This window comes from Yersinia sp. 1652 StPb PI, from assembly GCF_041538345.1.
Lineage (GTDB): Bacteria > Pseudomonadota > Gammaproteobacteria > Enterobacterales > Enterobacteriaceae > Yersinia > Yersinia enterocolitica_E.
The window spans coordinates 301292-326477 of the sequence record NZ_JAULSM010000002.1 but is presented as its reverse complement, the minus strand read 5'-3'; the positions used below and the strand labels follow the sequence as shown (position 1 = coordinate 326477).

Sequence of the window (25186 nt, the reverse complement as noted above, 5' to 3'; positions counted from 1 at the left end):
CGGTTGAAAAGTTTTTTCAAATTAGGGGTTGCAGGCTGTCAGGAACTCCCTATAATGCGCCTCCACTGACCGGGAACAACGAAACATACTTCGCCGGGTCAGGAAGCGAAAAGAATGATTTTGACTTCGAAAGAAACCAAAGAAACTCTTGACTCTTCAGCGGGAAAGCGTATTATCTGCCTCCCGCGTTACCGTAAGATTCGCCGAAAGGCAAACGGGTAACGAACGCTCTTTAACAATTTATCAGACAATCTGTGTGGGCACTCGCAAGACGATATCGAAGCCTGTTTCGACAGGCAGAAGAAATATCAAAGTCTTGAAGAGTGACCAAAGCAGTACACATTTGAACTTCGGTTCGAATGCTTATTTGCAGAAAGTAATCTTTGAGCATCGCTGCTTTTATTAGTAGCAAATCAAACAAATCTTAAATTGAAGAGTTTGATCATGGCTCAGATTGAACGCTGGCGGCAGGCCTAACACATGCAAGTCGAGCGGCAGCGGGAAGTAGTTTACTACTTTGCCGGCGAGCGGCGGACGGGTGAGTAATGTCTGGGAAACTGCCTGATGGAGGGGGATAACTACTGGAAACGGTAGCTAATACCGCATGACCTCGCAAGAGCAAAGTGGGGGACCTTCGGGCCTCACGCCATCGGATGTGCCCAGATGGGATTAGCTAGTAGGTGGGGTAATGGCTCACCTAGGCGACGATCCCTAGCTGGTCTGAGAGGATGACCAGCCACACTGGAACTGAGACACGGTCCAGACTCCTACGGGAGGCAGCAGTGGGGAATATTGCACAATGGGCGCAAGCCTGATGCAGCCATGCCGCGTGTGTGAAGAAGGCCTTCGGGTTGTAAAGCACTTTCAGCGAGGAGGAAGGCAATCGTGTTAATAGCACGGTTGATTGACGTTACTCGCAGAAGAAGCACCGGCTAACTCCGTGCCAGCAGCCGCGGTAATACGGAGGGTGCAAGCGTTAATCGGAATTACTGGGCGTAAAGCGCACGCAGGCGGTTTGTTAAGTCAGATGTGAAATCCCCGCGCTTAACGTGGGAACTGCATTTGAAACTGGCAAGCTAGAGTCTTGTAGAGGGGGGTAGAATTCCAGGTGTAGCGGTGAAATGCGTAGAGATCTGGAGGAATACCGGTGGCGAAGGCGGCCCCCTGGACAAAGACTGACGCTCAGGTGCGAAAGCGTGGGGAGCAAACAGGATTAGATACCCTGGTAGTCCACGCTGTAAACGATGTCGACTTGGAGGTTGTGCCCTTGAGGCGTGGCTTCCGGAGCTAACGCGTTAAGTCGACCGCCTGGGGAGTACGGCCGCAAGGTTAAAACTCAAATGAATTGACGGGGGCCCGCACAAGCGGTGGAGCATGTGGTTTAATTCGATGCAACGCGAAGAACCTTACCTACTCTTGACATCCACGGAATTTAGCAGAGATGCTTTAGTGCCTTCGGGAACCGTGAGACAGGTGCTGCATGGCTGTCGTCAGCTCGTGTTGTGAAATGTTGGGTTAAGTCCCGCAACGAGCGCAACCCTTATCCTTTGTTGCCAGCACGTAATGGTGGGAACTCAAGGGAGACTGCCGGTGATAAACCGGAGGAAGGTGGGGATGACGTCAAGTCATCATGGCCCTTACGAGTAGGGCTACACACGTGCTACAATGGCAGATACAAAGTGAAGCGAACTCGCGAGAGCAAGCGGACCACATAAAGTCTGTCGTAGTCCGGATTGGAGTCTGCAACTCGACTCCATGAAGTCGGAATCGCTAGTAATCGTAGATCAGAATGCTACGGTGAATACGTTCCCGGGCCTTGTACACACCGCCCGTCACACCATGGGAGTGGGTTGCAAAAGAAGTAGGTAGCTTAACCTTCGGGAGGGCGCTTACCACTTTGTGATTCATGACTGGGGTGAAGTCGTAACAAGGTAACCGTAGGGGAACCTGCGGTTGGATCACCTCCTTACCTAAACGATACGCATTGCGCAGTGTCCACACAGATTGTCTGATAGAAAGTAACGAGCAAATAAGGCCGGACTGAGAGATTAGTCGGGCTTTAGTACCTTGTTGGGTCTGTAGCTCAGGTGGTTAGAGCGCACCCCTGATAAGGGTGAGGTCGGTGGTTCAAGTCCACTCAGACCCACCAACTCATCCTCATAGTGCGTTACAGACACACTCGTTTATACCCATAAACGTTGCGTGACTGCGTCTTGTCTGAGAATGAGTTATGCCGATAAGGTATTTTGCTTTTTATATGGGGCTATAGCTCAGCTGGGAGAGCGCCTGCCTTGCACGCAGGAGGTCAGCGGTTCGATCCCGCTTAGCTCCACCATATAAAAAAACTATTTCAAAACGTACTGCGGTCGTAAGGCACAGTGTGTTGTGAAATATTGCTCTTTAACAATCTGGAACAAGCTGAAAATTGAAACATTACAGCTGAAATTTATCTCTCCGTAGATGTACTGAGATAAAGAGTAACCTGTAATAGAGTCTCTCAAATAATCGCAATGCCAATGGGTTAATCATTGTTGCAGTGTGAGCGAGAAGACACTCGGCAAGGCGTACAGCGCACAGCAACCGGAGTGAACTTAACGTTCATGAGGATTGCGCGCACTGCACAACATAGCAGAGTGTGTTCACAGCCACACCAATAACGAAAAACACCTTTGGGTTGTGAGGTTAAGCGACTAAGCGTACACGGTGGATGCCTAGGCAGTCAGAGGCGATGAAGGGCGTGCTAATCTGCGAAAAGCGTCGGTAAGCTGATATGAAGCGTTACAACCGACGATACCCGAATGGGGAAACCCAGTGCAATTCGTTGCACTATTGCATGGTGAATACATAGCCATGCAAGGCGAACCGGGGGAACTGAAACATCTAAGTACCCCGAGGAAAAGAAATCAACCGAGATTCCCCCAGTAGCGGCGAGCGAACGGGGAAGAGCCCAGAGTCTGAATCAGTTTGTGTGTTAGTGGAAGCGTCTGGAAAGTCGCACGGTACAGGGTGATAGTCCCGTACACCAAAACACACTTGCTGTGAACTCGATGAGTAGGGCGGGACACGTGACATCCTGTCTGAATATGGGGGGACCATCCTCCAAGGCTAAATACTCCTGACTGACCGATAGTGAACCAGTACCGTGAGGGAAAGGCGAAAAGAACCCCGGCGAGGGGAGTGAAATAGAACCTGAAACCGTGTACGTACAAGCAGTGGGAGCACCTTCGTGGTGTGACTGCGTACCTTTTGTATAATGGGTCAGCGACTTATATTTTGTAGCAAGGTTAACCGAATAGGGGAGCCGTAGGGAAACCGAGTCTTAACTGGGCGTCTAGTTGCAAGGTATAGACCCGAAACCCGGTGATCTAGCCATGGGCAGGTTGAAGGTTGGGTAACACTAACTGGAGGACCGAACCGACTAATGTTGAAAAATTAGCGGATGACTTGTGGCTGGGGGTGAAAGGCCAATCAAACCGGGAGATAGCTGGTTCTCCCCGAAAGCTATTTAGGTAGCGCCTCGTGAACTCATCTTCGGGGGTAGAGCACTGTTTCGGCTAGGGGGTCATCCCGACTTACCAAACCGATGCAAACTCCGAATACCGAAGAATGTTATCACGGGAGACACACGGCGGGTGCTAACGTCCGTCGTGAAGAGGGAAACAACCCAGACCGCCAGCTAAGGTCCCAAAGTCATGGTTAAGTGGGAAACGATGTGGGAAGGCACAGACAGCCAGGATGTTGGCTTAGAAGCAGCCATCATTTAAAGAAAGCGTAATAGCTCACTGGTCGAGTCGGCCTGCGCGGAAGATGTAACGGGGCTAAACCATGCACCGAAGCTGCGGCAGCGACACTTAGGTGTTGTTGGGTAGGGGAGCGTTCTGTAAGCCGTTGAAGGTGACCTGTGAGGGTTGCTGGAGGTATCAGAAGTGCGAATGCTGACATAAGTAACGATAATGCGGGTGAAAAACCCGCACGCCGGAAGACCAAGGGTTCCTGTCCAACGTTAATCGGGGCAGGGTGAGTCGACCCCTAAGGCGAGGCTGAAAAGCGTAGTCGATGGGAAACAGGTTAATATTCCTGTACTTGGTGTTACTGCGAAGGGGGGACGGAGAAGGCTAGGCTAGCCGGGCGACGGTTGTCCCGGTTTAAGCATGTAGGCGGAGTGACTTGGTAAATCCGGTTGCTTATCAACGCTGAGGTGTGATGACGAGCCACTACGGTGGTGAAGTAGTTGATGCCAAGCTTCCAGGAAAAGCCTCTAAGCATCAGGTAACATTAAATCGTACCCCAAACCGACACAGGTGGTCAGGTAGAGAATACTCAGGCGCTTGAGAGAACTCGGGTGAAGGAACTAGGCAAAATGGTGCCGTAACTTCGGGAGAAGGCACGCTGGCATTAGGTAATGGGACTTGCTCCCGGCGCCGAAGCCAGTCGCAGATACCAGCTGGCTGCAACTGTTTAATAAAAACACAGCACTGTGCAAACACGAAAGTGGACGTATACGGTGTGACGCCTGCCCGGTGCTGGAAGGTTAATTGATGGGGTCAGCCGCAAGGCGAAGCTCTTGATCGAAGCCCCAGTAAACGGCGGCCGTAACTATAACGGTCCTAAGGTAGCGAAATTCCTTGTCGGGTAAGTTCCGACCTGCACGAATGGCGTAATGATGGCCAGGCTGTCTCCACCCGAGACTCAGTGAAATTGAACTCGCTGTGAAGATGCAGTGTACCCGCGGCAAGACGGAAAGACCCCGTGAACCTTTACTATAGCTTGACACTGAACATTGAGCCTTGATGTGTAGGATAGGTGGGAGGCATCGAAGTGTGGACGCCAGTCTGCATGGAGCCAACCTTGAAATACCACCCTTTAATGTTTGATGTTCTAACTCGGCCCCGTGATCCGGGGTGAGGACAGTGTCTGGTGGGTAGTTTGACTGGGGCGGTCTCCTCCCAAAGAGTAACGGAGGAGCACGAAGGTTAGCTAATCACGGTCGGACATCGTGAGGTTAGTGCAAAGGCATAAGCTAGCTTGACTGCGAGAGTGACGGCTCGAGCAGGTACGAAAGTAGGTCTTAGTGATCCGGTGGTTCTGAATGGAAGGGCCATCGCTCAACGGATAAAAGGTACTCCGGGGATAACAGGCTGATACCGCCCAAGAGTTCATATCGACGGCGGTGTTTGGCACCTCGATGTCGGCTCATCACATCCTGGGGCTGAAGTAGGTCCCAAGGGTATGGCTGTTCGCCATTTAAAGTGGTACGCGAGCTGGGTTTAGAACGTCGTGAGACAGTTCGGTCCCTATCTGCCGTGGGCGTTGGAAGATTGAGAGGGGCTGCTCCTAGTACGAGAGGACCGGAGTGGACGAATCACTGGTGTTCGGGTTGTCATGCCAATGGCATTGCCCGGTAGCTAAATTCGGAAGAGATAACCGCTGAAAGCATCTAAGCGGGAAACTTGCCTCGAGATGAGTCTTCCCTGGGGCTTTAAGCCCCCTGAAGGAACGTTAAAGACTATGACGTTGATAGGCTGGGTGTGTAAGTGCAGCGATGCATTGAGCTAACCAGTACTAATGATCCGTGAGGCTTAACCTTACAACACCAAAGGTGTTTTAGATTTGAAAGATTGATATTTTCAGCGAAGTTCCGAGATTGGGCTGGCTGGCTGTGTGTAGTATTGCATAGCGGGTTTAGTTTAGACAGAATTTGCCTGGCGGCCTTAGCGCGGTGGTCCCACCTGATCCCATGCCGAACTCAGAAGTGAAACGCCGTAGCGCCGATGGTAGTGTGGGGTCTCCCCATGCGAGAGTAGGACACTGCCAGGCATCAAACACGAGTTATCAGAGTGACATCTGGTAACTGACAAAATCGCTTAGAGCGGTTTTGCACAGCGCGGAGCGCTGGCCCTGTCAAGGGTAAGTATCGGGAAGATACACGTAAAAGAATCGGTGGAGCGGTAGTTCAGTTGGTTAGAATACCTGCCTGTCACGCAGGGGGTCGCGGGTTCGAGCCCCGTCCGTTCCGCCACTTATTTAAATTATGCCTGCTTATCTTAGCAGGCATAATGTTAAGCATAATTTAGGGGCGTAGCTCAGTTGGTAGAGCACCGGTCTCCAAAACCGGGTGTCGCGAGTTCGAGTCTCTCCGCCCCTGCCATATAAATAACCCTTCGCGAAAGCGAGGGGTTTTTTTATGCCCAAAAATCGTAATTAGTACATTTATGATACGCCGATACACTTACACTACTTCTTTAACATAGTTCTGCTTTTATCTTGACCTCTGTTCTGACCACTATTCCCTCATATTTTCCATCCATTTTACCAATTCCAAAAAGATCTTTTTGTTCGAACAATATTCTGCCATTAACAACAGTTATTTTTTAAGCCTGACAAAATTTTAAAAGGTAACGTTCCCAATGCATACCTATTTAGCTGAATTTATGTACAAAACGATTGTTATTCTGTGGTGTGACGTTGCTCATTATTACTTTTACAAAATGTACTAAAACTAATTAACATTTTAGCTATCAGGAAGCTCACCTTAAAAAACATCATATGCTTTTAGAACAACATAATTTGCAAATTGGCCGATGCTCAGGACAGTAAATGACCTGAATGATTATCTTAACTGTTCTTCGGAATGGTAGTGAGTCAGCGGCTCGACGATGACAAGTGAGGAGAGAAATATGTACAGGCGTTTACTGTTAGCAGCAGCTGTAACAGCGGCAATGTGTAGTGCAGTCCAAGCGGCTCCGCTAGTCGTGGGTTTTTCTCAAATTGGTTCAGAGTCCGGTTGGCGCTCTGCGGAAACTAAGGTTTCTAAACAAGAGGCTGAAAAGCGCGGTATTACATTAAAAATCGCGGATGCTCAACAAAAACAAGAGAACCAAATCAAGGCTGTTAGATCGTTTATTGCTCAGGGTGTTGATGCCATTTTTATTGCTCCTGTGGTTGCAACGGGTTGGACACCGGTTTTGCAGGAAGCGAAAGAAGCTAAAATCCCGGTATTCCTGCTTGACCGAATGATAGAGGTGAATGATCCCTCCCTGTACACCGCCGCAGTGGCTTCAGACAGTGTATATGAAGGTAAAGTCGCTGGTGAGTGGCTACTGAAAGATGTGGCAGGTAAACCTTGTAATGTGGTTGAACTACAAGGCACTGTTGGCTCGAGTGTGGCTATTAACCGCAAGAAAGGTTTTGCTGACGGGATAGCGTCGGCACCTAACGTAAAAATAATTCGCTCTCAGTCCGGGGATTTCACACGGAGTAAAGGCAAAGAAGTAATGGAGAGTTTCATTAAAGCGGAGCAAAACGGTAAGAACATCTGTGCTGTCTATGCACATAACGATGATATGGCGATAGGTGCCATTCAAGCCATTAAAGAAGCCGGGTTGAAGCCGGGTTCAGAGATCAAAATTGTATCCATCGATGGCGTCCCTGATATTTTTAAAGCGATGAGTAGCGGAGAGGCTAATGCTACTGTTGAGTTGACACCGAATATGGCAGGCCCTGCTTTCGATGCATTAATTGCGCTGAAGAAAGATGGCACCCAACCGCCTAAGTTTATCCAGACAGAATCTCGTCTGTTACAGCCTGATACGGCTAAACAGGAATACGAATCTAAGAAGAGCCTTGGTTATTGATTCAAATGGCGGGGCTTGCCCCGCCTGCTTTCGTCACCTGTATTTGGGCAATATCTGAGTCGTTTTTGAACGTGGGTACATCTGATGGAAACACTGCTAGAAGTCCGTGGCTTGTCAGTTGAATTTCCTGGTGTTAAGGCATTGGACTCTGTCGATTTTTCTCTGTTTCGCGGTGAAGTTGTCGCATTGTTAGGGGAAAATGGTGCAGGAAAGTCGACTTTAATCAAAGCATTAACTGGGGTCTATAAGCGGGCCGCCGGTGAAGTTTATTTAGATGGTAAGGCCATTTGTCCCATTGATACTGCGGATGCCCAGAAACTGGGGATTGGCACTGTTTATCAAGAGGTCAACTTGCTGCCCAATATATCTGTTGCGGCAAATCTATTCATTGGCCGTGAGCCATTACGTTGGGGGTTAATTGACCATCGTACGATGAATCTACAGGCAGAAAAACTGCTAACGGGCTATGGTCTTACATTAGATGTGCAGCAACCGTTAGCTAACTTTTCTATTGCAATACAACAGATTGTCGCCATTGCTCGCGCGGTCGATCTATCAGCAAAAGTACTTATTCTGGATGAGCCAACGGCAAGTTTAGATGCTAAAGAAGTCAGTATGTTGCTGGATATTTTACGTCAGTTACGAGATCAGGGTATCGGTATGGTATTCGTGACGCATTTCCTCGATCAGGTTTATCGGATCAGCGATCGTATTACTGTCTTACGCAATGGCAAACTTGTTGGCACTAAAACAACCGCAGAACTTCCCCGTATCGAATTGGTTCAGATGATGTTGGGCCATAGCTTTGATGAGCAATTACTCAAACGTGGTGAACATAATATTGTGGCAAGCAACCCACTGGTTGAGTTTAAAAACTATGGTCGGCGGGGTGTGGTGGAAAATTTCGATTTGGCTGTTTCTCCTGGTGAAATTGTCGGACTTGCTGGGCTATTAGGATCTGGGCGCACCGAGACTGCGCAATTAATTTTCGGTGTTACGACACCGGATACTGGGGAGGCCAAAATACAAGGCAAGCCCGTTAAGATCCGAACACCACGCACGGCATCAAAATTCGGTTTTGGCTATTGCCCAGAAGATCGTAAAACTGATGGCATTGTCGGTGCTGCAACAGTTCGGGAGAATATTATTCTGGCCTTACAGGCCCAGCGCGGATGGTTAAGGCCACTTTCAATGCGGGAACAAACTCAAATTGCTGAGCAATTCATTCAGCAGCTTGGTATTCGTACTCCTGGCCCTGAGCAACAAATTCAGTATCTCTCCGGTGGAAACCAGCAAAAAGTTTTATTAGCGCGCTGGCTTGCCACAAAACCTCGATTTTTGATTTTAGATGAGCCAACGCGCGGTATTGACGTGGGGGCGCATGCTGAAATTATTCGGCTGATTGAGAAACTGTGTGATGAAGGGCTGGCACTGTTAATTATCTCTTCCGAATTAGAGGAATTGGCAGGTTATGCCGATCGCGTCATTGTTCTGCGTGACCGTCGACATATTGCACAACTCGGTCACGATGAGATTTCCGTTCCTGCCATCATGCAGGCGATCGCGGTGCAATAAGGAGTTACTTCATGGTTAATAGGAGCCTGTCAATGCCGCAACGACCGCGCAAAGTTAAATGGGTCTTGCCGAAAGGTGCCACTCAATTTGGTGCTCTGGCGGTCATTTTATTGATTGATAGTTTAGTCGCCCCGAACTTTTTCTCGATCCATATTCAGGATGGACGGTTGTTTGGCAGTGTCATCGATATTCTAAATCGCGGTGCTCCCGTTGCTTTACTGGCATTAGGTATGACACTGGTCATTGCTACTGGCGGCATTGATTTGTCGGTTGGTGCGGTAATGGCAATAGCCGGTGCAACTGCGGCCACACTGACCAGTGCTGGATATCCTTTGCCAACGGTATTAGTCGCCGCCCTTGCGGTTGGCGCGTTATGTGGTTTATGGAACGGTTTCTTAGTGGCGGTATTACAAATCCAACCGATTGTGGCCACCTTAATGTTAATGGTGGCAGGACGGGGGATAGCCCAGCTGATTACTGAGGGGCAGATTGTTACATTTGATACGGGTGGCTTGGCGAAGTTGGGTAGCAGTACGCTGATGTATTTGCCGATGTCAGTAGTCATCGCATTTAGTATGTTGATTATAGTGTGGTTATTGACCCGAAAAACAGCACTGGGTCTATTCATTGAGTCTGTTGGTATCAACTTACGATCAGCACGTAATGCGGGAGTGAGTACTCGCTTGGTACTGATTGCCGTGTATGTGATTTGTGGTATCTGTGCAGCGGTCGCTGGCATTATTGTGACGGCAGATATTCGTGGTGCCGATGCTAACAATGCTGGTTTATGGCTGGAGCTGGATGCAATTCTGGCGGTAGTCATTGGTGGTGCATCTTTAATGGGAGGGCGATTTAATCTTTTGCTTTCGGTTATTGGTGCTTTGATTATTCAAGGGATGAATACAGGGATCTTACTTTCAGGCTATCAGCCAGAGTTTAACCTGGTCCTTAAAGCTATTGTGGTATTAGCCGTCTTGATTGTGCAGTCACCGATGATCTCATTTAGCCATATCTTCACGAGGCGAAAATAATGTTAAAGCGCAATATTCCTTTGCTGATTACTATCGCCGTTTTTATTCTGGGATACGCTTTTTGTCTCAGTCAGTTCCCCAGTTTCTCCTCCACCCGAGTGTGGTGTGATTTACTGACTGATAATGCTTTTCTGGGCATTGTCGCCGTAGGGATGACTTTCGTTATTCTATCGGGCGGCATCGATTTATCGGTTGGGTCGGTAATTGCATTTACCGGCGTGTTATTGGCTAAGTTAATCGGAACTTATGGTATTCACCCAATGTATGCTTTTGCCATTGTCTTAGTTATGGGGGCGATGTTTGGTGCATTGATGGGGTGGATTATTGATTCTCTGAAACTCCCTGCGTTTATTATTACTCTGGCTGGGATGTTCTTCGTTCGTGGTATGAGTTTTATCGTCTCTGAAGAGTCGATACCTATTGATCACCCACTTTATGCCACGCTGGCGAACTATGCCTGGAAAGTTCCTGGTGGCGGGCGATTCACATTATTAGCCTTCATCATGCTAATGGTTGTGGCATTTGGCATTCTGTTGGCTCATCGAACCCGCTTTGGCCATAATGTTTATGCCATCGGGGGTAATAGCGTTTCTGCCGGACTGATGGGTGTTCCTGTCAGGCAAACGACAATTAAAATTTATATGTTATCGAGCACGTTAGCCGCGCTATCGGGAATCGTTTTCTCACTCTATACCTCTGCTGGCTATGCATTAGCAGCCAGTGGTGTTGAGCTCGATGCCATTGCCGCAGTCGTTATCGGTGGCACATTACTTACCGGTGGTATCGGGACAGTTTTCGGCACGCTGTTTGGTGTCTTGATTCAGGGGTTGATTCAGAGCTACATCACATTCGATGGCACACTTAGCTCATGGTGGACCAAAATTGTCATCGGAATATTATTATTTAGCTTTATTGCGATTCAGAAGGCGATGAGTGCTTTTTATCTGAACCGGCGTGCTCGCCCTCAGTCGCCGCCACTTAATCCCGTATAGCGCTCTGAGCTGCGTTATTCATCGGTGTTTTTAACAGTTGTCGAATCAATGTTTGCTGGTCACTGTTTTGCAACCAAACAGCATACAGTGGCCGCACAATAGCTGGCATATCAGCGTTCATGGCTAATTGAGGGTATTCTTTTTGCCAGTGTTCGGGCAGGAAAGCACAGCCACCGGTGGTTTCTAATAGCTGCCGGGTCAAATGTGCCGATGTGGTCGTTAATACCGCCATTTGCTCGCTCTCCAGCAATCTATTCTCTTGCTGATGAAAATCAGCTCCCCACTCAAGCTTGATATAAGGTGCTTCATTTGCATTTTTATGCTCGGCGTCTGGCTCAGTTTCTTTCGATAAATCAATCGGCTCAAAAGAAAATAGTCGCAGCGAAAAATGCCCTAACAGTTGGCTTGCCAGTTCATCCATTTTAGGTGGTTCGGTCGTTATCAATAAATCCAGTTGCCGTTCGTGCAACTGTTTCACCAGCGAGTGCCGCAGTGCAATCCGCGCCTCAAGGCGCAATGCCTCTCGTTGTTTATATAATTGTTGCAACCACGGAGTGAGGTATGCCTCCCACAGTGAGGCGGTTGCACCAATGGACAACTCGGTATGCTGTAGTGAGTGAGCAACCTCTTTTTTGGCTAGTTGCCAGGTACTCATTAGTGTTTCTGCGTAAGGCACCAAACGTTCTCCCGCAGGTGTCAGACGAATATTATTGCGATGACGAGTGAATAAATTTGCACCTAATTGATTTTCCAACTGACGGATACGAAAACTTACCGCCGACTGTGTTAAGTACAAAGATTCAGCAGCGCGACCAAAGTGGCGAGTCCTACTGACCTCCAAAAAGGTTTTCAGTAATTCGGTATCCAAACCCATCTCCAATTTTTTTTGTCGTTAAGATTTAAATGTTTTGTTTTACACGCTGTCAAGCCTATCTAATACTCCGCGCCATAAACAGCACGACCATGAGAGAATTAGGAGCGTGTCAGATGGCGGATAGCTTCATCACGACCAATCGTTTTTTTGATAATAAGCATTATCCTCGCGGGTTCTCGCGCCACGGCGATTTCACCATTAAAGAGGCGCAATTACTAGAGCGCCATGGCTACGCCTTCAACGAACTCGATCTCGGAAAACGCCAGCCTGTAACGGAAGAAGAACAGTTGTTTGTTGCTGTTTGTCGCGGCGAACGTGAGCCCGTCAGTGCCGAGGAGAAAGTCTGGTCCAAATATGTGACCCGAACTCGTCGTCCTAAACGCTTCCATACTCTATCAGGCGGCAAGCCGCAGATGGATGCGGTGGAAGATTATACCGATAGCGACGATTAATCCCCTCTTATCCTTCGTCCTAGAAATCGCAGGGGTGTTAGCGGCGCACTCTTACCCGAATCACTTACTTGAGTAAGTTCATCGGGATGCGTTTGCTTGCTGCCTACCTGCGATTCCAATGACGTTGGATATCAGATAGGTGTTTGATAATGGGGGGGTTTTTCTCCCCTATTTACATCAGGCTCTTGTGTAGCTGCAACAGCAGCCGGTCCATACAACGATAGCTCAGTGCTTCAGAAAGATGATTTCTTTGGATGTAATTCTCCTGAGCGAGATCGGCAATGCTCCGCGCTACTTTTAAAATATGGTGCCAGGCGCGTACCGACAAACCCAGCGTCAGCAGGACTTGCTCCAGAAAGGCCGCATTCTCAGGAGCGAGGGAGCAATATTCGGCAATTTCTTGGCTATTAAGCTGAGAATTTATCTTCCCTGCTCGATCCAATTGCCTCTGCCTTGCCTGCAATACTCGTAGCCTAACCGTTTCACTGCTTTCCCCTTGATGTTTCTGAGCCCCCAGCATACCTGATGGCAGCAATGGCACCTCTATCGACAAATCAAACCTGTCCAGAAACGGCCCCGACAATTTTGCCAGATAACGCAGAATCTGTTGTGGCGGTGTACGGTTATGGACACCCTGATAATGGCCACTGGGGCTGGGGTTCATTGCGGCAATCAGTTGCACTTTGGCAGGAAAGCACACTTTAGCCGCTGCACGAGAAATGATAATTTCGCCTGATTCCAGTGGCTCGCGCAGTGAATCCAGCACCCGACGTTCAAATTCGGGTAATTCATCCAGGAAGAGTACACCATTGTGCGCCAATGAGATTTCACCGGGGCGTGGAATAGAACCACCGCCAATCAGTGCCGCCATTGAGGCGCTATGGTGGGGGGCGCGAAAAGCCCGGCAGCGCCATTGGGCGGGTAGCGCGTTACTGTGCAGTAGACCGTTAATGGCCGCGGCCTCTAATGCCTCTTGATCCGTCAGCGGCGGCAATAATCCAGTTAACCGATTTGCCAGCATCGTTTTGCCCGTTCCTGGTGGCCCGAGTAATAGCAGGTTATGGCCCCCCGCCGCAGTAATTTCTAAGGCTCGCTTAGCCTGTGACTGCCCGATGATATCTTGCAGGTCGAGGCTGCTATCCCACTCTGGTGCAGATTCAACTAGCTGGCCCTGATCAAGGGTATTTTCACCCTGTAAAAAACCGCACACGGCTAACAAGTGATCGGCAACCCGGCTGTTGCCTTGTGGAATAAGACCTATCTCAAGATTATTCGCGACCGGAAGAATTAATTGCCGCTGAACTTGGCTACTGGCGAGTGCTGCCGGAATTGCGCCGCTAACCCGCCTTAGCGCCCCTGATAGGGCTAACTCACCCAAGAACTCATAGTGGGTTAATTTATCCGCAGGAATCTGCTCTGACGCTGCCAGTATTGCTAAAGCGATAGGGAGATCATAGCGGCCACCCTCTTTCGGCAAGTCTGCCGGTGCCAAACTAACGGTGATACGTTTCGCTGGAAAGGTGAATCCACTGTTGATTAATGCGCTCCGAACCCTATCTCGAGCCTCTTTTACGGTGGTTTCCGGTAATCCGACCAAAATCAATCCGGGGAGCCCATTGCTGATATGAACTTCTACTGTAACCGGTGGGGCCTGAATGCCTAATGTGGCGCGGGTGTGAATGGTTGCCAGTGACATGGTGCTTTCCTTTGCCGTGATGTGTCCTTAGGGCTACCGGGACTTTTATTAATCGACCGGGCTGAGATACGAGGTAGCCGCAGCAGTGTGCCCTAGGTCTTTTTTGAGTACAGCGAAAAAGAATTGATTTGCGAACGCTCGCGAGAAATTTCGCTGCAAGGGAAGTATCAAAATTAAAAATTGCGATACGGTACGCAAAAAAAGGCCAAACTACTGATATGAGTATTACTAATTGATAAATAATATATTTGTGTCATATCGTGTAGCGGCTCACAGAATAATAATTTAAATAAATATTGTCAGATAACCAATAACTGTGATAACTCTGTAGGTATTCGTTCGACACTGACAGATGAACAACCTAATTATGAAAGCGATTGTCCAAGTGATTAACCTAGTCCTAATTAGCGTGGTGGTGATTATTATCCCACCGTGCGGGGCTGCACTTGGACGAATAAAGGCATAAAAATCAAGCCTTAATCTCAAGAGAACCCCCGCACCGAAAGGTCCGGGGGTTTTTTTATTGGTACGTTAAAGACGCGAGGAACATAAAATGCACAACAGAATAAAATCCTGTGCCTCCCGCAAAAGGTCGGGGAAATAACTATGAATGGTGCTCAGTGGGTGGTTCAAGCGTTGCGTGCGCAGGGTGTTGATACGGTATTCGGCTATCCGGGTGGGGCAATAATGCCTGTCTACGATGCTTTGTATGATGGTGGTGTCGAGCATTTGCTCTGCCGCCATGAGCAAGGTGCTGCGATTGCTGCCATTGGCTATGCCCGTGCAACCGGTAAAGTCGGGGTGTGTATTGCCACTTCTGGCCCTGGAGCCACTAATCTGATCACCGGTTTGGCTGATGCATTGCTGGATTCTGTGCCGGTCATTGCTATCACCGGTCAGGTGGGGTCTGCTTTAATCGGTACTGATGCTTTTCAGGAGATTGACGTATTGGGCTTGTCACTTGCCTGTACTAAACACAGTTTTCTGGTTGAATCATTAGAGGCGTTGCCTGGTATCATGGCGGAGGCGTTTGCCATTGCTACCAGTGGCCGCCCTGGACCGGTTTTAATCGATATTCCGAAGGATATTCAGTTAGCTGTGGGTGATTTAACTCCGCACCTGATGCCAGTTGAAGAGCATCTTGTTGATTCTGCCGCCGAGTTACAACAAGCCTGGGATATGCTGGCAACCGCGCAAAAACCGATGTTGTATGTCGGTGGCGGGGTTGGCATGGCACAGGCCGTTCCTGCTTTACGTGCTTTTATCGAGGTAACGGGTATTCCTGCGGTTGCCACTCTGAAGGGCTTAGGTGCGCCGGATACTAATCACCCGTGCTATCTGGGGATGCTGGGGATGCATGGCACTAAAGCCGCAAACTTTGCGGTGCAGGATTGCGATTTACTGATAGCGGTTGGTGCGCGGTTTGATGACCGTGTCACCGGCAAGCTGAATACATTCGCCGCAAAAGCAAAAGTTATCCATATGGATATCGACCCGGCTGAATTGGGTAAATTGCGTCAGGCGCATGTTGCGTTGCAGGGCGATTTGAAAGTATTGCTGCCCGCATTACAGCAACCGTTGGATATCCAGCCGTGGCGTGATGAGGTCATGGCATTGAAACACCAGCATAGCTGGCGCTACGATCACCCTGGCCAGGCAATTTATGCTCCGTTGTTACTGAAGCAGATATCTGAGCGCAAAGCACCGCAAGCGGTAGTGACTACCGATGTGGGCCAGCACCAGATGTGGACGGCGCAGCATATGAACTTTACCCGGCCTGAGAATTTCATCACCTCCAGCGGTTTGGGCACGATGGGTTTTGGTGTGCCGGCCGCGGTTGGCGCACAAATGGCTCGCCCTGATGACATGGTTATCTGTATCTCCGGTGACGGTTCGTTTATGATGAATGTTCAGGAGTTGGGCACGATAAAACGAAAACAGTTACCGCTGAAAATCGTATTATTAGATAACCAGCGATTGGGTATGGTTCGACAGTGGCAGCAACTGTTTTTTGATGGACGTTATAGCGAAACCAATCTTTCTGATAACCCCGATTTCATCACACTGGCCAGTGCGTTTAATATCCCCGGCCAACGTATCACCCGCAAAGACCAAGTCGACGCCGCTCTGGATGCGCTGTTTAACAGCGAAGGCCCTTATCTGCTCCAGGTTTCCATCGACGAACTCGAAAACGTTTGGCCGTTAGTGCCGCCAGGCGCAGGTAATGAAACCATGCTGGAGAAAATCTCATGATGCACCATCAATCCTCTATCCAACATCAAATCTCTATCCAAGCCCGCTTCCGCCCTGAAATGTTAGAGCGTGTATTGCGGGTTGTGCGGCACCGTGGCTTCCAGGTTTGTGCTATGAATATGTCGCCAATGATTAATGCTGAGAATATTAATATTGAATTGACCGTTGCCAGCGGGCGACCTGTCGATTTACTGTCTTCTCAGTTAAGTAAGCTTATGGATGTCGCCTGCGTCGAGATCCTACAACCTAATACATTACAGATACGCGCCTGATGCGCCACAAGGAAAGAAAAGAATGACGAAGAAAGCTGATTTTATTTGGTTTAACGGTGACATGGTTCCGTGGGCAGAGGCTAAAGTTCACGTGATGTCTCACGCGTTACACTACGGCACGTCAGTCTTCGAAGGTGTCCGTTGCTACGACTCCCACAAAGGTCCGGTAGTTTTCCGTCACCGCGAACATATGCAGCGTTTACATGACTCAGCTAAAATTTATCGTATGCCGGTTTCCCAGTCGGTTGATGAGCTGATGGAAGCCTGCCGTGCGACATTGCGTAAAAACAATCTGACCAGCGCGTATATCCGCCCGTTAGTGTTTATTGGTGATGTCGGCATGGGTGTGAACCCGCCAGATGGCTATAAAACAGATGTGATAATCGCCGCGTTCCCATGGGGTGCTTATCTGGGTGCGGAAGCGTTGGAGCAAGGCATTGATGCCATGGTGTCCTCATGGAACCGTGTGGCACCCAATACCATTCCAACTGCGGCGAAAGCCGGTGGTAACTACCTGTCCTCCTTGCTGGTGGGCAGCGAAGCACGCCGTCACGGCTATCAGGAAGGGATTGCGCTGGATATTCATGGCTTCTTGTCTGAAGGTGCGGGTGAAAACCTGTTTGAAGTAAAAGATGGCATCCTGTTCACGCCGCCGTTTACCTCTTCAGCCCTGCCGGGTATCACTCGTGATGCGATTATCAAACTGGCGAAAGATATGGGTCTGGAAGTGCGTGAGCAAGTGTTGTCACGTGAATCTCTCTATTTGGCGGATGAAGTCTTTATGTCCGGTACTGCGGCAGAAATTACCCCGGTACGCAGCGTAGATGGTATTCAGGTCGGTATTGGTAAACGTGGCCCGGTTACCACCAAGATCCAACAAGCGTTCTTTGGCCTGTTCACCGGTGAAACTGAAGATAAGTACGGTTGGCTGGATCCAATCAATCAATAATCAATAAAAACTGACAGACAGAATCAGCAGGTGGTTCGTTCGCCACCTGCAACACAGAATACATTGGAGTGAAGAGACAATGCCTAAGTACCGTTCCCATACCACCACTCATGGCCGCAATATGGCCGGCGCTCGTGCACTGTGGCGCGCTACCGGTATGACCGATGATGACTTCGGCAAACCGATTATTGCAGTGGTTAACTCATTTACCCAGTTTGTACCGGGCCACGTTCATTTGCGCGACTTAGGCAAGCTGGTAGCGGAGCAAATTGAAGCGTCTGGCGGCGTGGCTAAAGAGTTCAACACTATTGCGGTGGATGATGGGATCGCGATGGGCCACGGCGGCATGCTCTATTCACTGCCTTCACGTGAATTGATTGCCGACTCCGTAGAATACATGGTTAACGCCCATTGCGCGGATGCCATGGTGTGTATCTCTAACTGCGACAAAATTACCCCAGGGATGCTGATGGCGTCTCTGCGTTTGAATATTCCGGTGATCTTTGTGTCCGGCGGCCCGATGGAAGCGGGTAAAACCAAGCTGTCCGATAAAATCATCAAACTGGATCTGGTGGATGCCATGATCCAGGGCGCAAACCCGAATGTCAGTGATGCCGACAGTGAGCAGATTGAACGCTCTGCCTGCCCGACCTGTGGTTCCTGCTCGGGGATGTTTACTGCCAACTCGATGAACTGCTTGAATGAGGCGCTGGGTCTGGCGCTGCCAGGTAACGGTTCACTGTTGGCGACCCATGCTGATCGTAAACAACTGTTCCTCGATGCTGGTAAGCACATTGTTGAGCTGACTAAACGTTATTACGAACAGGATGATGTTAGTGCCTTGCCGCGCAGCATCGCGAACAAAGCTGCATTTGAAAACGCCATGACGCTGGATATCGCGATGGGTGGCTCGACCAACACCGTACTGCACTTACTGGCCGCAGCACAGGAAGGGGAGGTTGATTTCGATATTAGCGATATCGACCGTTTATCTCGCCAGGTGCCTCATTTGTGTAAAGTTGCGCCGAGCACGCAGAAATATCATATGGAAGACGTGCACCGTGCGGGTGGGGTTATGGGTATTTTAGGCGAACTGGACAGGGCTGGCTTGCTTAACCGCGAGGTGCGTAATGTGTTGGGGCTGAATCTGACCGATACGCTGGAAACCTATGACGTGATGCTGACCGGTGACGAAGGGGTCAAGCAGATGTACGCCGCAGGCCCGGCGGGTATTCGTACCACTAAAGCCTTCTCGCAGGATTGCCGCTTCCCATCACTGGATACTGACCGTGAAGAGGGTTGTATCCGTACTCGCGAACATGCTTACAGCCAAGACGGCGGTTTAGCTGTGCTGTACGGCAATATCGCCGCGAACGGTTGTATTGTTAAAACCGCCGGTGTGGATAAAGAGAGCCTGACCTTCCGTGGCCCGGCAAAAGTGTATGAGAGTCAGGATGATGCGGTAGCAGCGATTCTCGGCGGTAAAGTTGTGGCGGGTGACGTGGTCGTTATCCGTTACGAAGGGCCAAAAGGCGGGCCGGGGATGCAGGAAATGCTCTATCCGACCACCTATTTGAAATCCATGGGATTAGGCAAGAGCTGTGCTTTGCTGACTGATGGCCGGTTCTCCGGCGGGACGTCTGGTTTGTCGATTGGTCATGTTTCACCAGAAGCGGCCAGTGGCGGCCTGATTGGTCTGGTGCAGGATGGCGATTTCATTGATATCGATATCCCGAACCGTGGCATTGTGTTGGATGTGAGCGAATCTGAGCTGACCGCTCGTCGTGAAACTGAAGAAGCCCGTGGCGATGCTGCCTGGTCGCCTAAAGCCCGCGAACGTCAGGTTTCTTATGCACTGCGCGCTTATGCTCTGCTGGCAACCAGCGCCGACAAAGGTGCTGTGCGCGACAAAAGTAAGCTGGGAGGCTAATACCCATGGCGGTATCACAACCCTTATCTGCTGCCCCTTGCGGGGCAGAATATCTGCGGGCGATATTGCGCGCGCCGGTGTATGAGGTGGCGCAAGTCACCCCGTTGCAAGTGATGGAAAAAATCTCTTCCCGCCTGGCTAATACCATTTTGGTTAAACGTGAAGACCGCCAGCCAGTGCACAGTTTTAAGCTGCGTGGTGCTTATGCGATGCTGGCGGGTCTGACAGAAGAGCAGAAAGCCTGTGGTGTGATAACAGCCTCTGCCGGTAATCATGCGCAAGGTGTCGCGCTCTCAGCCAGTAAGCTCGGTATCAAGGCACTTATCGTGATGCCGGTAGCAACCGCTGACATCAAAGTGGATGCCGTGCGCGGTTTTGGTGGTGAGGTGCTGCTGTTCGGTGCCAATTTCGATGAAGCCAAAGGCAAAGCTATCGAGTTATCCCAGCAGCAGGGTTATACCTTTGTTCCGCCGTTTGACCATCCGGCCGTTATCGCCGGGCAGGGGACGCTGGCGATGGAGTTACTCCAGCAAGACGCACACCTTGATCGGGTTTTTGTCCCGGTCGGTGGCGGTGGGCTGGTGGCCGGTGTGGCGGTGCTTATCAAGCAACTGATGCCACAGATTAAAGTGATCGGGGTTGAAGCGGAAGACTCAGCTTGTTTACGCGCCGCACTGGATGCGGGCAAGCCGGTTGACCTGGCCCGTGTTGGGTTATTTGCCGAGGGTGTCGCCGTCAAACGTATTGGCGATGAGCCATTCCGCCTGTGCCAGGAGTATTTGGACGAGGTGATCACCGTCGACAGTGATGCTATCTGTGCGGCAGTAAAAGATTTATTTGAAGATGTGCGTGCCATCGCCGAACCTTCTGGTGCTTTGGCGCTGGCGGGCCTGAAAAAGTATGTCCAGCAGCATAATATCAAAGGCGAACGTCTGGCCCATGTGCTGTCCGGGGCTAACGTGAACTTCCACGGTCTGCGCTATGTGTCAGAACGTTGTGAGCTGGGCGAGCAGCGCGAAGCTTTGCTGGCCGTGACTATCCCCGAGAAAAAAGGCAGTTTTCTGCGTTTCTGCGAGTTGCTGGGGGGGCGTTCGGTCACTGAATTCAACTACCGTTATGCGGATGCCGATAATGCCTGCATTTTCGTAGGGGTACGTTTGACGCGCGGCTATGCCGAGCGGGCAGAGATATTGGCTGAGCTACAGGCAAAAGATTATCAGGTGGTGGACCTATCTGACGACGAGATGGCCAAACTGCATGTGCGTTATATGGTGGGTGGCCGACCTTCCAAACCATTGCGTGAGCGGCTGTACAGCTTTGAATTCCCTGAATCACCGGGCGCATTGCTGAAGTTCTTGCATACATTAGGTACGCACTGGAATATCTCTTTGTTCCACTATCGTAGCCATGGCACTGATTTTGGCCGGGTATTGGCAGGGTTTGAGTTGTCAGATTCTGAGCCGCAATTTGAAGAGCACCTGGCCGCTTTGGGCTATGATTGCCATGATGAAACCAACAACCCGGCGTTTAAGTTCTTTTTGGCGGGTTAAGTTTTGGCTGGATGAAGTGGCGGTGAATACCTATCAATAACAATAAAACTCAGGGCTAATAAGTGCTGAGTTTTTTATTTCTACTTAGTTATATTTAATCTTCTTATATATTCTCAAAAATAAGCATTCCAAATGAAATTCAGTATTAGTGCGGCGTAATATCATCTGTGGATTTATTAATTGAGATGAATAATATCGCAATTAATTACCACGTTGTTGAATGATTATTTTTTTCATGGTTTGAATAATATATGGAGTTTTTATATGAGTGAAACATTAGCCTTGTTTAAGGCATCAATTAAGCCATCGGCACCTGACTACATACCCCCTACGCCGCTAAGTAGTCGTTTTAATCCCCTGCAACACTCAATTCAGTCTTATTTAATGCCCGATGGGGCGACAACAATTGAAACAACGCGTCGCAAAGGGGAGATCATTAGGCAAATTGTAACAAAAGAACACATTGATGCTGCAAGCAATAAGATGGTTGAAGTGAAAACCTTCGATGCAGCTACCAATACGATGAATCAGGCTATCGAGCACTTTGATCTGAAGAATAATATGACTAAGAGGGTCGTTGAAAGCTTTAGCTATGATTCGGTTAAAAAAGCGGTTCAATTGGGAGAAACCTTGGTAATAGAACAAAGCTTCGATGCTAAAAATAATATAACTCGCCGCGCTGAACAGATATTTGATGCTGCTGGTGGAACCATTTATAACGTGATTAATACCTATCCCAACGTAAACAGTACCAACAATTTGCAAAGCGATATCTGCCGACTGACAGATTCGATAAACGGTTTCCCTACCAAAGAGAGCACTCCTGCTCCTGTGGGGGCGACTATGGGTAATCCTTTAACTCTGGGGCCGAGGAATCTTGTTCCCGTCATGAATTACTCTTCTCGATTGTAAACTACAGCAGCCCCCAAAATGCTTCGATTAACGGCTCATTGAGCCGTTTTTTGGGTACACAAACCCCCAGTTCAAATGGCTCGACCAACGAGATATCATCCAGCAAGGAAATGCGGTTGCGCACCGGTTCCGGGCTGTTATCCACCACTACCGATGGGATCAGTGCCACACCGCAGCCCAATGCTACCATTGATACAATCGCCTCATGGCCGGAAACCGTAGCATAAATCAATGGGTTACTGATGCGTTGACGGCGGAACCACAAATCAATGCGTTTTCGTGATGGGCCATGCTCAGGCAAAATAAAGGGGACCGTGGCCCAATCGGGCTGTTCCACCGAAACCTGTGAACGCACTGCGCAAGGCAGTGCTGGTGCAATCAGAACCAGTGGAATCTCGCCAATCTGGGTAAAGGCAATGCTGGTGGGGAGCACTTCAGGGCGACCCGCAATACCGAGATCAGCCTCATTCGATTGCACTTTATCCACCGCATCGGCGGCATCACCGGTAGTGAGTTTGATTTCAACCAACGGATGGCGTGCGCGAAAGCGATCCAGAATGGGGGGCAAATGGCTATAAGCGGCGGTGACCGAACAAAATAGCCGCAGTTCACCACTGAGCGATGGCCCATGCTGGCCTAGTGCATGGCGCAGTTGCTGGTACTGTAGCAATGTCTGTTGAGCAAAAGCCTTGAGCTGTGTACCAGCATCGGTCAGTTGCACCGTGCGGTTGTCACGTAAAAACAGGGGCTGTCCGAGCGTCTCTTCCAGCCGCTGGATCTGGCGCGACAGGGTGGATGGACTGACGTGTGTCGCTTTAGCCGTGCGGCCAAAGTGGCGGCTTTCAGCCAAATGCAGAAACAATTTCAGGTCACGTAAATCCATAACAGACAGCCTCTTAGGTGAGAAGAGCTATTGTATTGCATAAGAAATAAACTGTATTGCAGAATTTGCAACGTCACATTGTTAATATATCAATTTCAGCAATGTGTTTCCTGTCATATAGTGAATCCAAGATAATCCCCGGCCCAGACAGGGGATGTGAAAAACAGCAACACACAACATTAGCTACACAAACACAATATTCGTTTGCAGTAACCAAAATAAATAGCTGCACCCACAAAACAGAACCCGAACGGAGTAATACCATGGCTAACTATTTCAACACATTGAACCTGCGTCAGCAGTTGGCGCAATTAGGTAAGTGTCGCTTTATGGCACGTGACGAATTTGCCGATGAAGCAAGCTACCTGAAAGGTAAAAAAGTGGTGATCGTCGGCTGTGGCGCACAAGGCTTGAACCAAGGCTTGAACATGCGTGACTCTGGCCTGGACGTGGCTTACGCTCTGCGTAAAGAAGCGATTGCTGAGAAGCGTGCTTCATGGCGTAAAGCGACTGAAAATGGCTTCAAAGTAGGTACTTACGAAGAGTTGATCCCACAGGCTGATTTGGTGGTTAACCTGACACCAGACAAACAGCACACCGCAGTGGTTCAGGCAGTTCAGCCACTGATGAAAGATGGTGCAGCACTGGGTTACTCTCATGGCTTCAATATCGTTGAAGTGGGTGAGCAAGTTCGTAAAGACATCACTGTGGTGATGGTAGCGCCGAAATGCCCTGGCACTGAAGTTCGTGAAGAATACAAACGTGGTTTTGGTGTGCCGACGCTGATCGCGGTTCACCCGGAAAACGATCCTAAAGGCGAAGGCATGGCGATTGCCAAGGCTTGGGCGGCAGCAACCGGTGGCCATCGCGCGGGTGTGTTGGAGTCCTCTTTCGTTGCGGAAGTAAAATCTGACCTGATGGGTGAGCAGACTATCCTGTGTGGTATGTTGCAGGCTGGTTCATTGCTGTGTTTCGATAAGCTGGTTTCTGAAGGTACTGACGCGGCTTATGCTGAGAAACTGATTCAGTTCGGTTGGGAAACCATTACCGAAGCGCTGAAACAAGGCGGGATTACGCTGATGATGGACCGTCTGTCCAATCCGGCTAAACTGCGTGCTTATGCGCTGTCTGAACAGTTGAAAGAAATCATGGCTCCGCTGTTCCAAAAGCATATGGATGACATCATTTCTGGTGCTTTCTCTAGCGGCATGATGGCTGACTGGGCGCAAGACGATGTTAAATTGCTGAACTGGCGTGAAGAGACCGGCAGAACAGCATTCGAGAATGCGCCACAGTTTGAAGGTAAAATCTCCGAACAAGAATACTTTGACCACGGTGTATTGATGATTGCCATGGTGAAAGCGGGCGTTGAGCTGGCATTCGAAACTATGGTTGACTCCGGTATCATCGAAGAGTCTGCATATTATGAATCACTGCATGAGTTACCATTGATCGCCAATACCATCGCTCGTAAGCGCTTGTATGAAATGAACGTGGTTATTTCTGATACGGCTGAATACGGTAACTACCTGTTCGCGAACGCGGCGGTTCCGTTGCTGAAAGGCAAATTCATGGATTCACTGCAAGCAGGGGATTTGGGTAAGAGCGTTGCCGGTACTGCGGTTGATAACGCGCAACTGCGTGATGTGAATGAAGCCATTCGTAACCACCCAATTGAAGCCGTAGGCCACAAACTGCGTGGCTATATGACCGATATGAAACGTATCGCAGTTGCGGGCTAAGTCCCTTTTGTCTTTGACGCCGCTGCGTTATTAGCGGCGTTTAACTCTGGGTGAAACAGGCCGCTGCCATTAAATAATGGCAGCGGCTTTTTTTATCTCAAATTTAAGCCATATCTTGCAGACGAAAATTTATTAAATTAATGCTATCCCGGCCCGAAAAAAATCTTGTACGGTGTTAATCGTGGTTTAACACACCGCAGACAAACTCAGTATTAAACTCTATTAATCATAATATTCTCATGAAGGTAATGACGCACCTCGCTAATTAGCGGGGTGTTTTTATTTGTGGGTCTGGCAAAGCTAAAGAATAAAACTCATGACATTTAAATAATGTTAAGGAGGTGAAAAAGATAAATAGGTTTAGCAGTCAATATTCTCGTTAATTATAAAAACTTAAATAAGGAAATAAAGTATGGGAAAAGGACACAGTAATATCATGGG

16 protein-coding genes, 4 tRNA genes and 3 rRNA genes are annotated in these 25186 nt (G+C 49.3%); 20 read left to right on the top strand and 3 right to left on the bottom strand.

Features of this window, described 5'->3' with window-relative positions:
• Positions 1-426: 426 nt before the first annotated feature.
• The 11 genes from Q2T71_RS18115 (at position 427) to yjfF (ending at position 11232) form a co-directional block, all read left to right on the top strand.
• A 16S ribosomal RNA gene (locus tag Q2T71_RS18115) occupies positions 427-1969 on the top strand.
• A 103-nt stretch (positions 1970-2072) separates the two neighbouring features.
• Positions 2073-2149 (top strand) — tRNA-Ile (locus Q2T71_RS18110).
• Between the two features lie 110 nt (positions 2150-2259).
• Positions 2260-2335 (top strand) — tRNA-Ala (locus Q2T71_RS18105).
• Between the two features lie 345 nt (positions 2336-2680).
• A 23S ribosomal RNA gene (locus tag Q2T71_RS18100) occupies positions 2681-5587 on the top strand.
• 114 nt (positions 5588-5701) lie between these two features.
• Positions 5702-5817 (top strand): 5S ribosomal RNA (gene rrf / locus Q2T71_RS18095).
• Together the 16S, 23S and 5S rRNA genes with 4 tRNA genes alongside form the textbook arrangement of a ribosomal RNA operon.
• A gap of 125 nt (positions 5818-5942) precedes the next feature.
• Positions 5943-6019 (top strand) — tRNA-Asp (locus tag Q2T71_RS18090).
• A 53-nt stretch (positions 6020-6072) separates the two neighbouring features.
• Positions 6073-6148: transfer RNA gene (locus Q2T71_RS18085), tRNA-Trp, on the top strand.
• Positions 6149-6677: 529 nt separating this feature from the next.
• Complete coding sequence (gene ytfQ / locus Q2T71_RS18080; RefSeq protein WP_005162730.1) at positions 6678-7634, top strand: galactofuranose ABC transporter, galactofuranose-binding protein YtfQ; 957 nt, start codon at positions 6678-6680, stop codon at positions 7632-7634.
• Between the two features lie 84 nt (positions 7635-7718).
• Entirely contained in the window at positions 7719-9209 is a 1491-nt protein-coding gene (gene ytfR / locus Q2T71_RS18075) for a galactofuranose ABC transporter, ATP-binding protein YtfR (RefSeq protein ID WP_372560101.1), read from the top strand.
• Positions 9210-9220: 11 nt separating this feature from the next.
• On the top strand, positions 9221-10240 hold the full coding sequence (ytfT, locus tag Q2T71_RS18070; protein WP_083161830.1) for a galactofuranose ABC transporter, ATP-binding protein YtfT: 1020 nt from the start codon (positions 9221-9223) through the stop codon (positions 10238-10240).
• On the top strand, positions 10240-11232 hold the full coding sequence (yjfF, locus tag Q2T71_RS18065) for a galactofuranose ABC transporter, permease protein YjfF (protein ID WP_083161832.1): 993 nt from the start codon (positions 10240-10242) through the stop codon (positions 11230-11232). Before ytfT ends, yjfF begins: the two co-directional genes overlap by 1 nt.
• Here yjfF and hdfR read toward each other — a convergent pair.
• Positions 11219-12100 carry an HTH-type transcriptional regulator HdfR gene (gene hdfR, locus Q2T71_RS18060; protein WP_372560100.1) on the bottom strand — a complete coding sequence of 294 codons (882 nt, stop codon included), beginning with the start codon at positions 12098-12100 and terminating at the stop codon, positions 11219-11221. The genes yjfF and hdfR overlap by 14 nt on opposite strands.
• Before the next feature lie 119 nt (positions 12101-12219).
• Here hdfR and Q2T71_RS18055 point away from each other — a divergent pair, with 119 nt between their 5' ends.
• On the top strand, positions 12220-12558 hold the full coding sequence (locus tag Q2T71_RS18055; RefSeq protein WP_005190326.1) for a DUF413 domain-containing protein: 339 nt from the start codon (positions 12220-12222) through the stop codon (positions 12556-12558).
• A gap of 172 nt (positions 12559-12730) precedes the next feature.
• Here Q2T71_RS18055 and Q2T71_RS18050 read toward each other — a convergent pair whose 3' ends face one another.
• Complete coding sequence (locus Q2T71_RS18050) at positions 12731-14254, bottom strand: YifB family Mg chelatase-like AAA ATPase (protein WP_372560099.1); 1524 nt, start codon at positions 14252-14254, stop codon at positions 12731-12733.
• Positions 14255-14621: 367 nt separating this feature from the next.
• Between Q2T71_RS18050 and ilvL the strand changes: the two genes are divergently transcribed.
• The 7 genes from ilvL to Q2T71_RS18015 all read left to right on the top strand — a co-directional run bounded on the left by ilvL (position 14622) and on the right by Q2T71_RS18015 (position 22120).
• Entirely contained in the window at positions 14622-14720 is a 99-nt protein-coding gene (gene ilvL, locus Q2T71_RS18045) for an ilv operon leader peptide (RefSeq protein ID WP_071817873.1), read from the top strand.
• 140 nt (positions 14721-14860) lie between these two features.
• Positions 14861-16507 carry an acetolactate synthase 2 catalytic subunit gene (gene ilvG, locus Q2T71_RS18040; RefSeq protein ID WP_083161836.1) on the top strand — a complete coding sequence of 549 codons (1647 nt, stop codon included), beginning with the start codon at positions 14861-14863 and terminating at the stop codon, positions 16505-16507.
• Positions 16507-16779, top strand: a complete 273-nt coding sequence (gene ilvM, locus Q2T71_RS18035) for an acetolactate synthase 2 small subunit (protein ID WP_372560674.1) — start codon at positions 16507-16509, stop codon at positions 16777-16779. The genes ilvG and ilvM overlap by 1 nt, the downstream gene beginning before the upstream one ends.
• A 22-nt stretch (positions 16780-16801) precedes the next feature.
• Complete coding sequence (locus tag Q2T71_RS18030; RefSeq protein WP_083161838.1) at positions 16802-17728, top strand: branched-chain amino acid transaminase; 927 nt, start codon at positions 16802-16804, stop codon at positions 17726-17728.
• A 79-nt stretch (positions 17729-17807) separates the two neighbouring features.
• Positions 17808-19658, top strand: a complete 1851-nt coding sequence (ilvD, locus tag Q2T71_RS18025) for a dihydroxy-acid dehydratase (RefSeq protein WP_083161840.1) — start codon at positions 17808-17810, stop codon at positions 19656-19658.
• Positions 19659-19663: 5 nt separating this feature from the next.
• Positions 19664-21208, top strand: a complete 1545-nt coding sequence (gene ilvA / locus Q2T71_RS18020; RefSeq protein WP_372560098.1) for a threonine ammonia-lyase, biosynthetic — start codon at positions 19664-19666, stop codon at positions 21206-21208.
• Between the two features lie 264 nt (positions 21209-21472).
• Positions 21473-22120 (top strand): hypothetical protein, encoded by a 648-nt coding sequence (locus Q2T71_RS18015; RefSeq protein WP_372560097.1) that lies wholly within the window; start codon positions 21473-21475, stop codon positions 22118-22120.
• Position 22121: 1 nt separating this feature from the next.
• Here Q2T71_RS18015 and ilvY read toward each other — a convergent pair whose 3' ends face one another.
• The gene (gene ilvY, locus Q2T71_RS18010) at positions 22122-23003 is read right to left on the bottom strand and encodes an HTH-type transcriptional activator IlvY (RefSeq protein WP_005190304.1); all 882 of its coding nucleotides are present in this window, start codon (positions 23001-23003) and stop codon (positions 22122-22124) included.
• Between the two features lie 263 nt (positions 23004-23266).
• Here ilvY and ilvC point away from each other — a divergent pair, with 263 nt between their 5' ends.
• Positions 23267-24745, top strand: coding sequence for a ketol-acid reductoisomerase (gene ilvC / locus Q2T71_RS18005; RefSeq protein WP_372560096.1), 1479 nt, complete (start codon positions 23267-23269; stop codon positions 24743-24745).
• The last annotated feature ends 441 nt before the right edge of the window (positions 24746-25186 follow it).

What these genes read in the sequence shown, in the direction of transcription:
- ilvC (WP_372560096.1), top strand. Translation starts at nt 23,267, where the DNA reads ATGGCTAACTATTTCAACACATTGAACCTGCGTCAGCAGTTGGCGCAA.
- ilvM (WP_372560674.1), top strand. Translation starts at nt 16,507, where the DNA reads ATGCACCATCAATCCTCTATCCAACATCAAATCTCTATCCAAGCCCGC.
- ilvG (WP_083161836.1), top strand. Translation starts at nt 14,861, where the DNA reads ATGAATGGTGCTCAGTGGGTGGTTCAAGCGTTGCGTGCGCAGGGTGTT.
- Q2T71_RS18050 (WP_372560099.1), bottom strand. Translation starts at nt 14,254, where the DNA reads ATGTCACTGGCAACCATTCACACCCGCGCCACATTAGGCATTCAGGCC.
- ilvY (WP_005190304.1), bottom strand. Translation starts at nt 23,003, where the DNA reads ATGGATTTACGTGACCTGAAATTGTTTCTGCATTTGGCTGAAAGCCGC.
- Q2T71_RS18055 (WP_005190326.1), top strand. Translation starts at nt 12,220, where the DNA reads ATGGCGGATAGCTTCATCACGACCAATCGTTTTTTTGATAATAAGCAT.
- ytfT (WP_083161830.1), top strand. Translation starts at nt 9,221, where the DNA reads ATGGTTAATAGGAGCCTGTCAATGCCGCAACGACCGCGCAAAGTTAAA.
- ytfQ (WP_005162730.1), top strand. Translation starts at nt 6,678, where the DNA reads ATGTACAGGCGTTTACTGTTAGCAGCAGCTGTAACAGCGGCAATGTGT.
- yjfF (WP_083161832.1), top strand. Translation starts at nt 10,240, where the DNA reads ATGTTAAAGCGCAATATTCCTTTGCTGATTACTATCGCCGTTTTTATT.
- ytfR (WP_372560101.1), top strand. Translation starts at nt 7,719, where the DNA reads ATGGAAACACTGCTAGAAGTCCGTGGCTTGTCAGTTGAATTTCCTGGT.
- ilvD (WP_083161840.1), top strand. Translation starts at nt 17,808, where the DNA reads ATGCCTAAGTACCGTTCCCATACCACCACTCATGGCCGCAATATGGCC.
- Q2T71_RS18015 (WP_372560097.1), top strand. Translation starts at nt 21,473, where the DNA reads ATGAGTGAAACATTAGCCTTGTTTAAGGCATCAATTAAGCCATCGGCA.
- Q2T71_RS18030 (WP_083161838.1), top strand. Translation starts at nt 16,802, where the DNA reads ATGACGAAGAAAGCTGATTTTATTTGGTTTAACGGTGACATGGTTCCG.
- ilvL (WP_071817873.1), top strand. Translation starts at nt 14,622, where the DNA reads ATGAAAGCGATTGTCCAAGTGATTAACCTAGTCCTAATTAGCGTGGTG.
- ilvA (WP_372560098.1), top strand. Translation starts at nt 19,664, where the DNA reads ATGGCGGTATCACAACCCTTATCTGCTGCCCCTTGCGGGGCAGAATAT.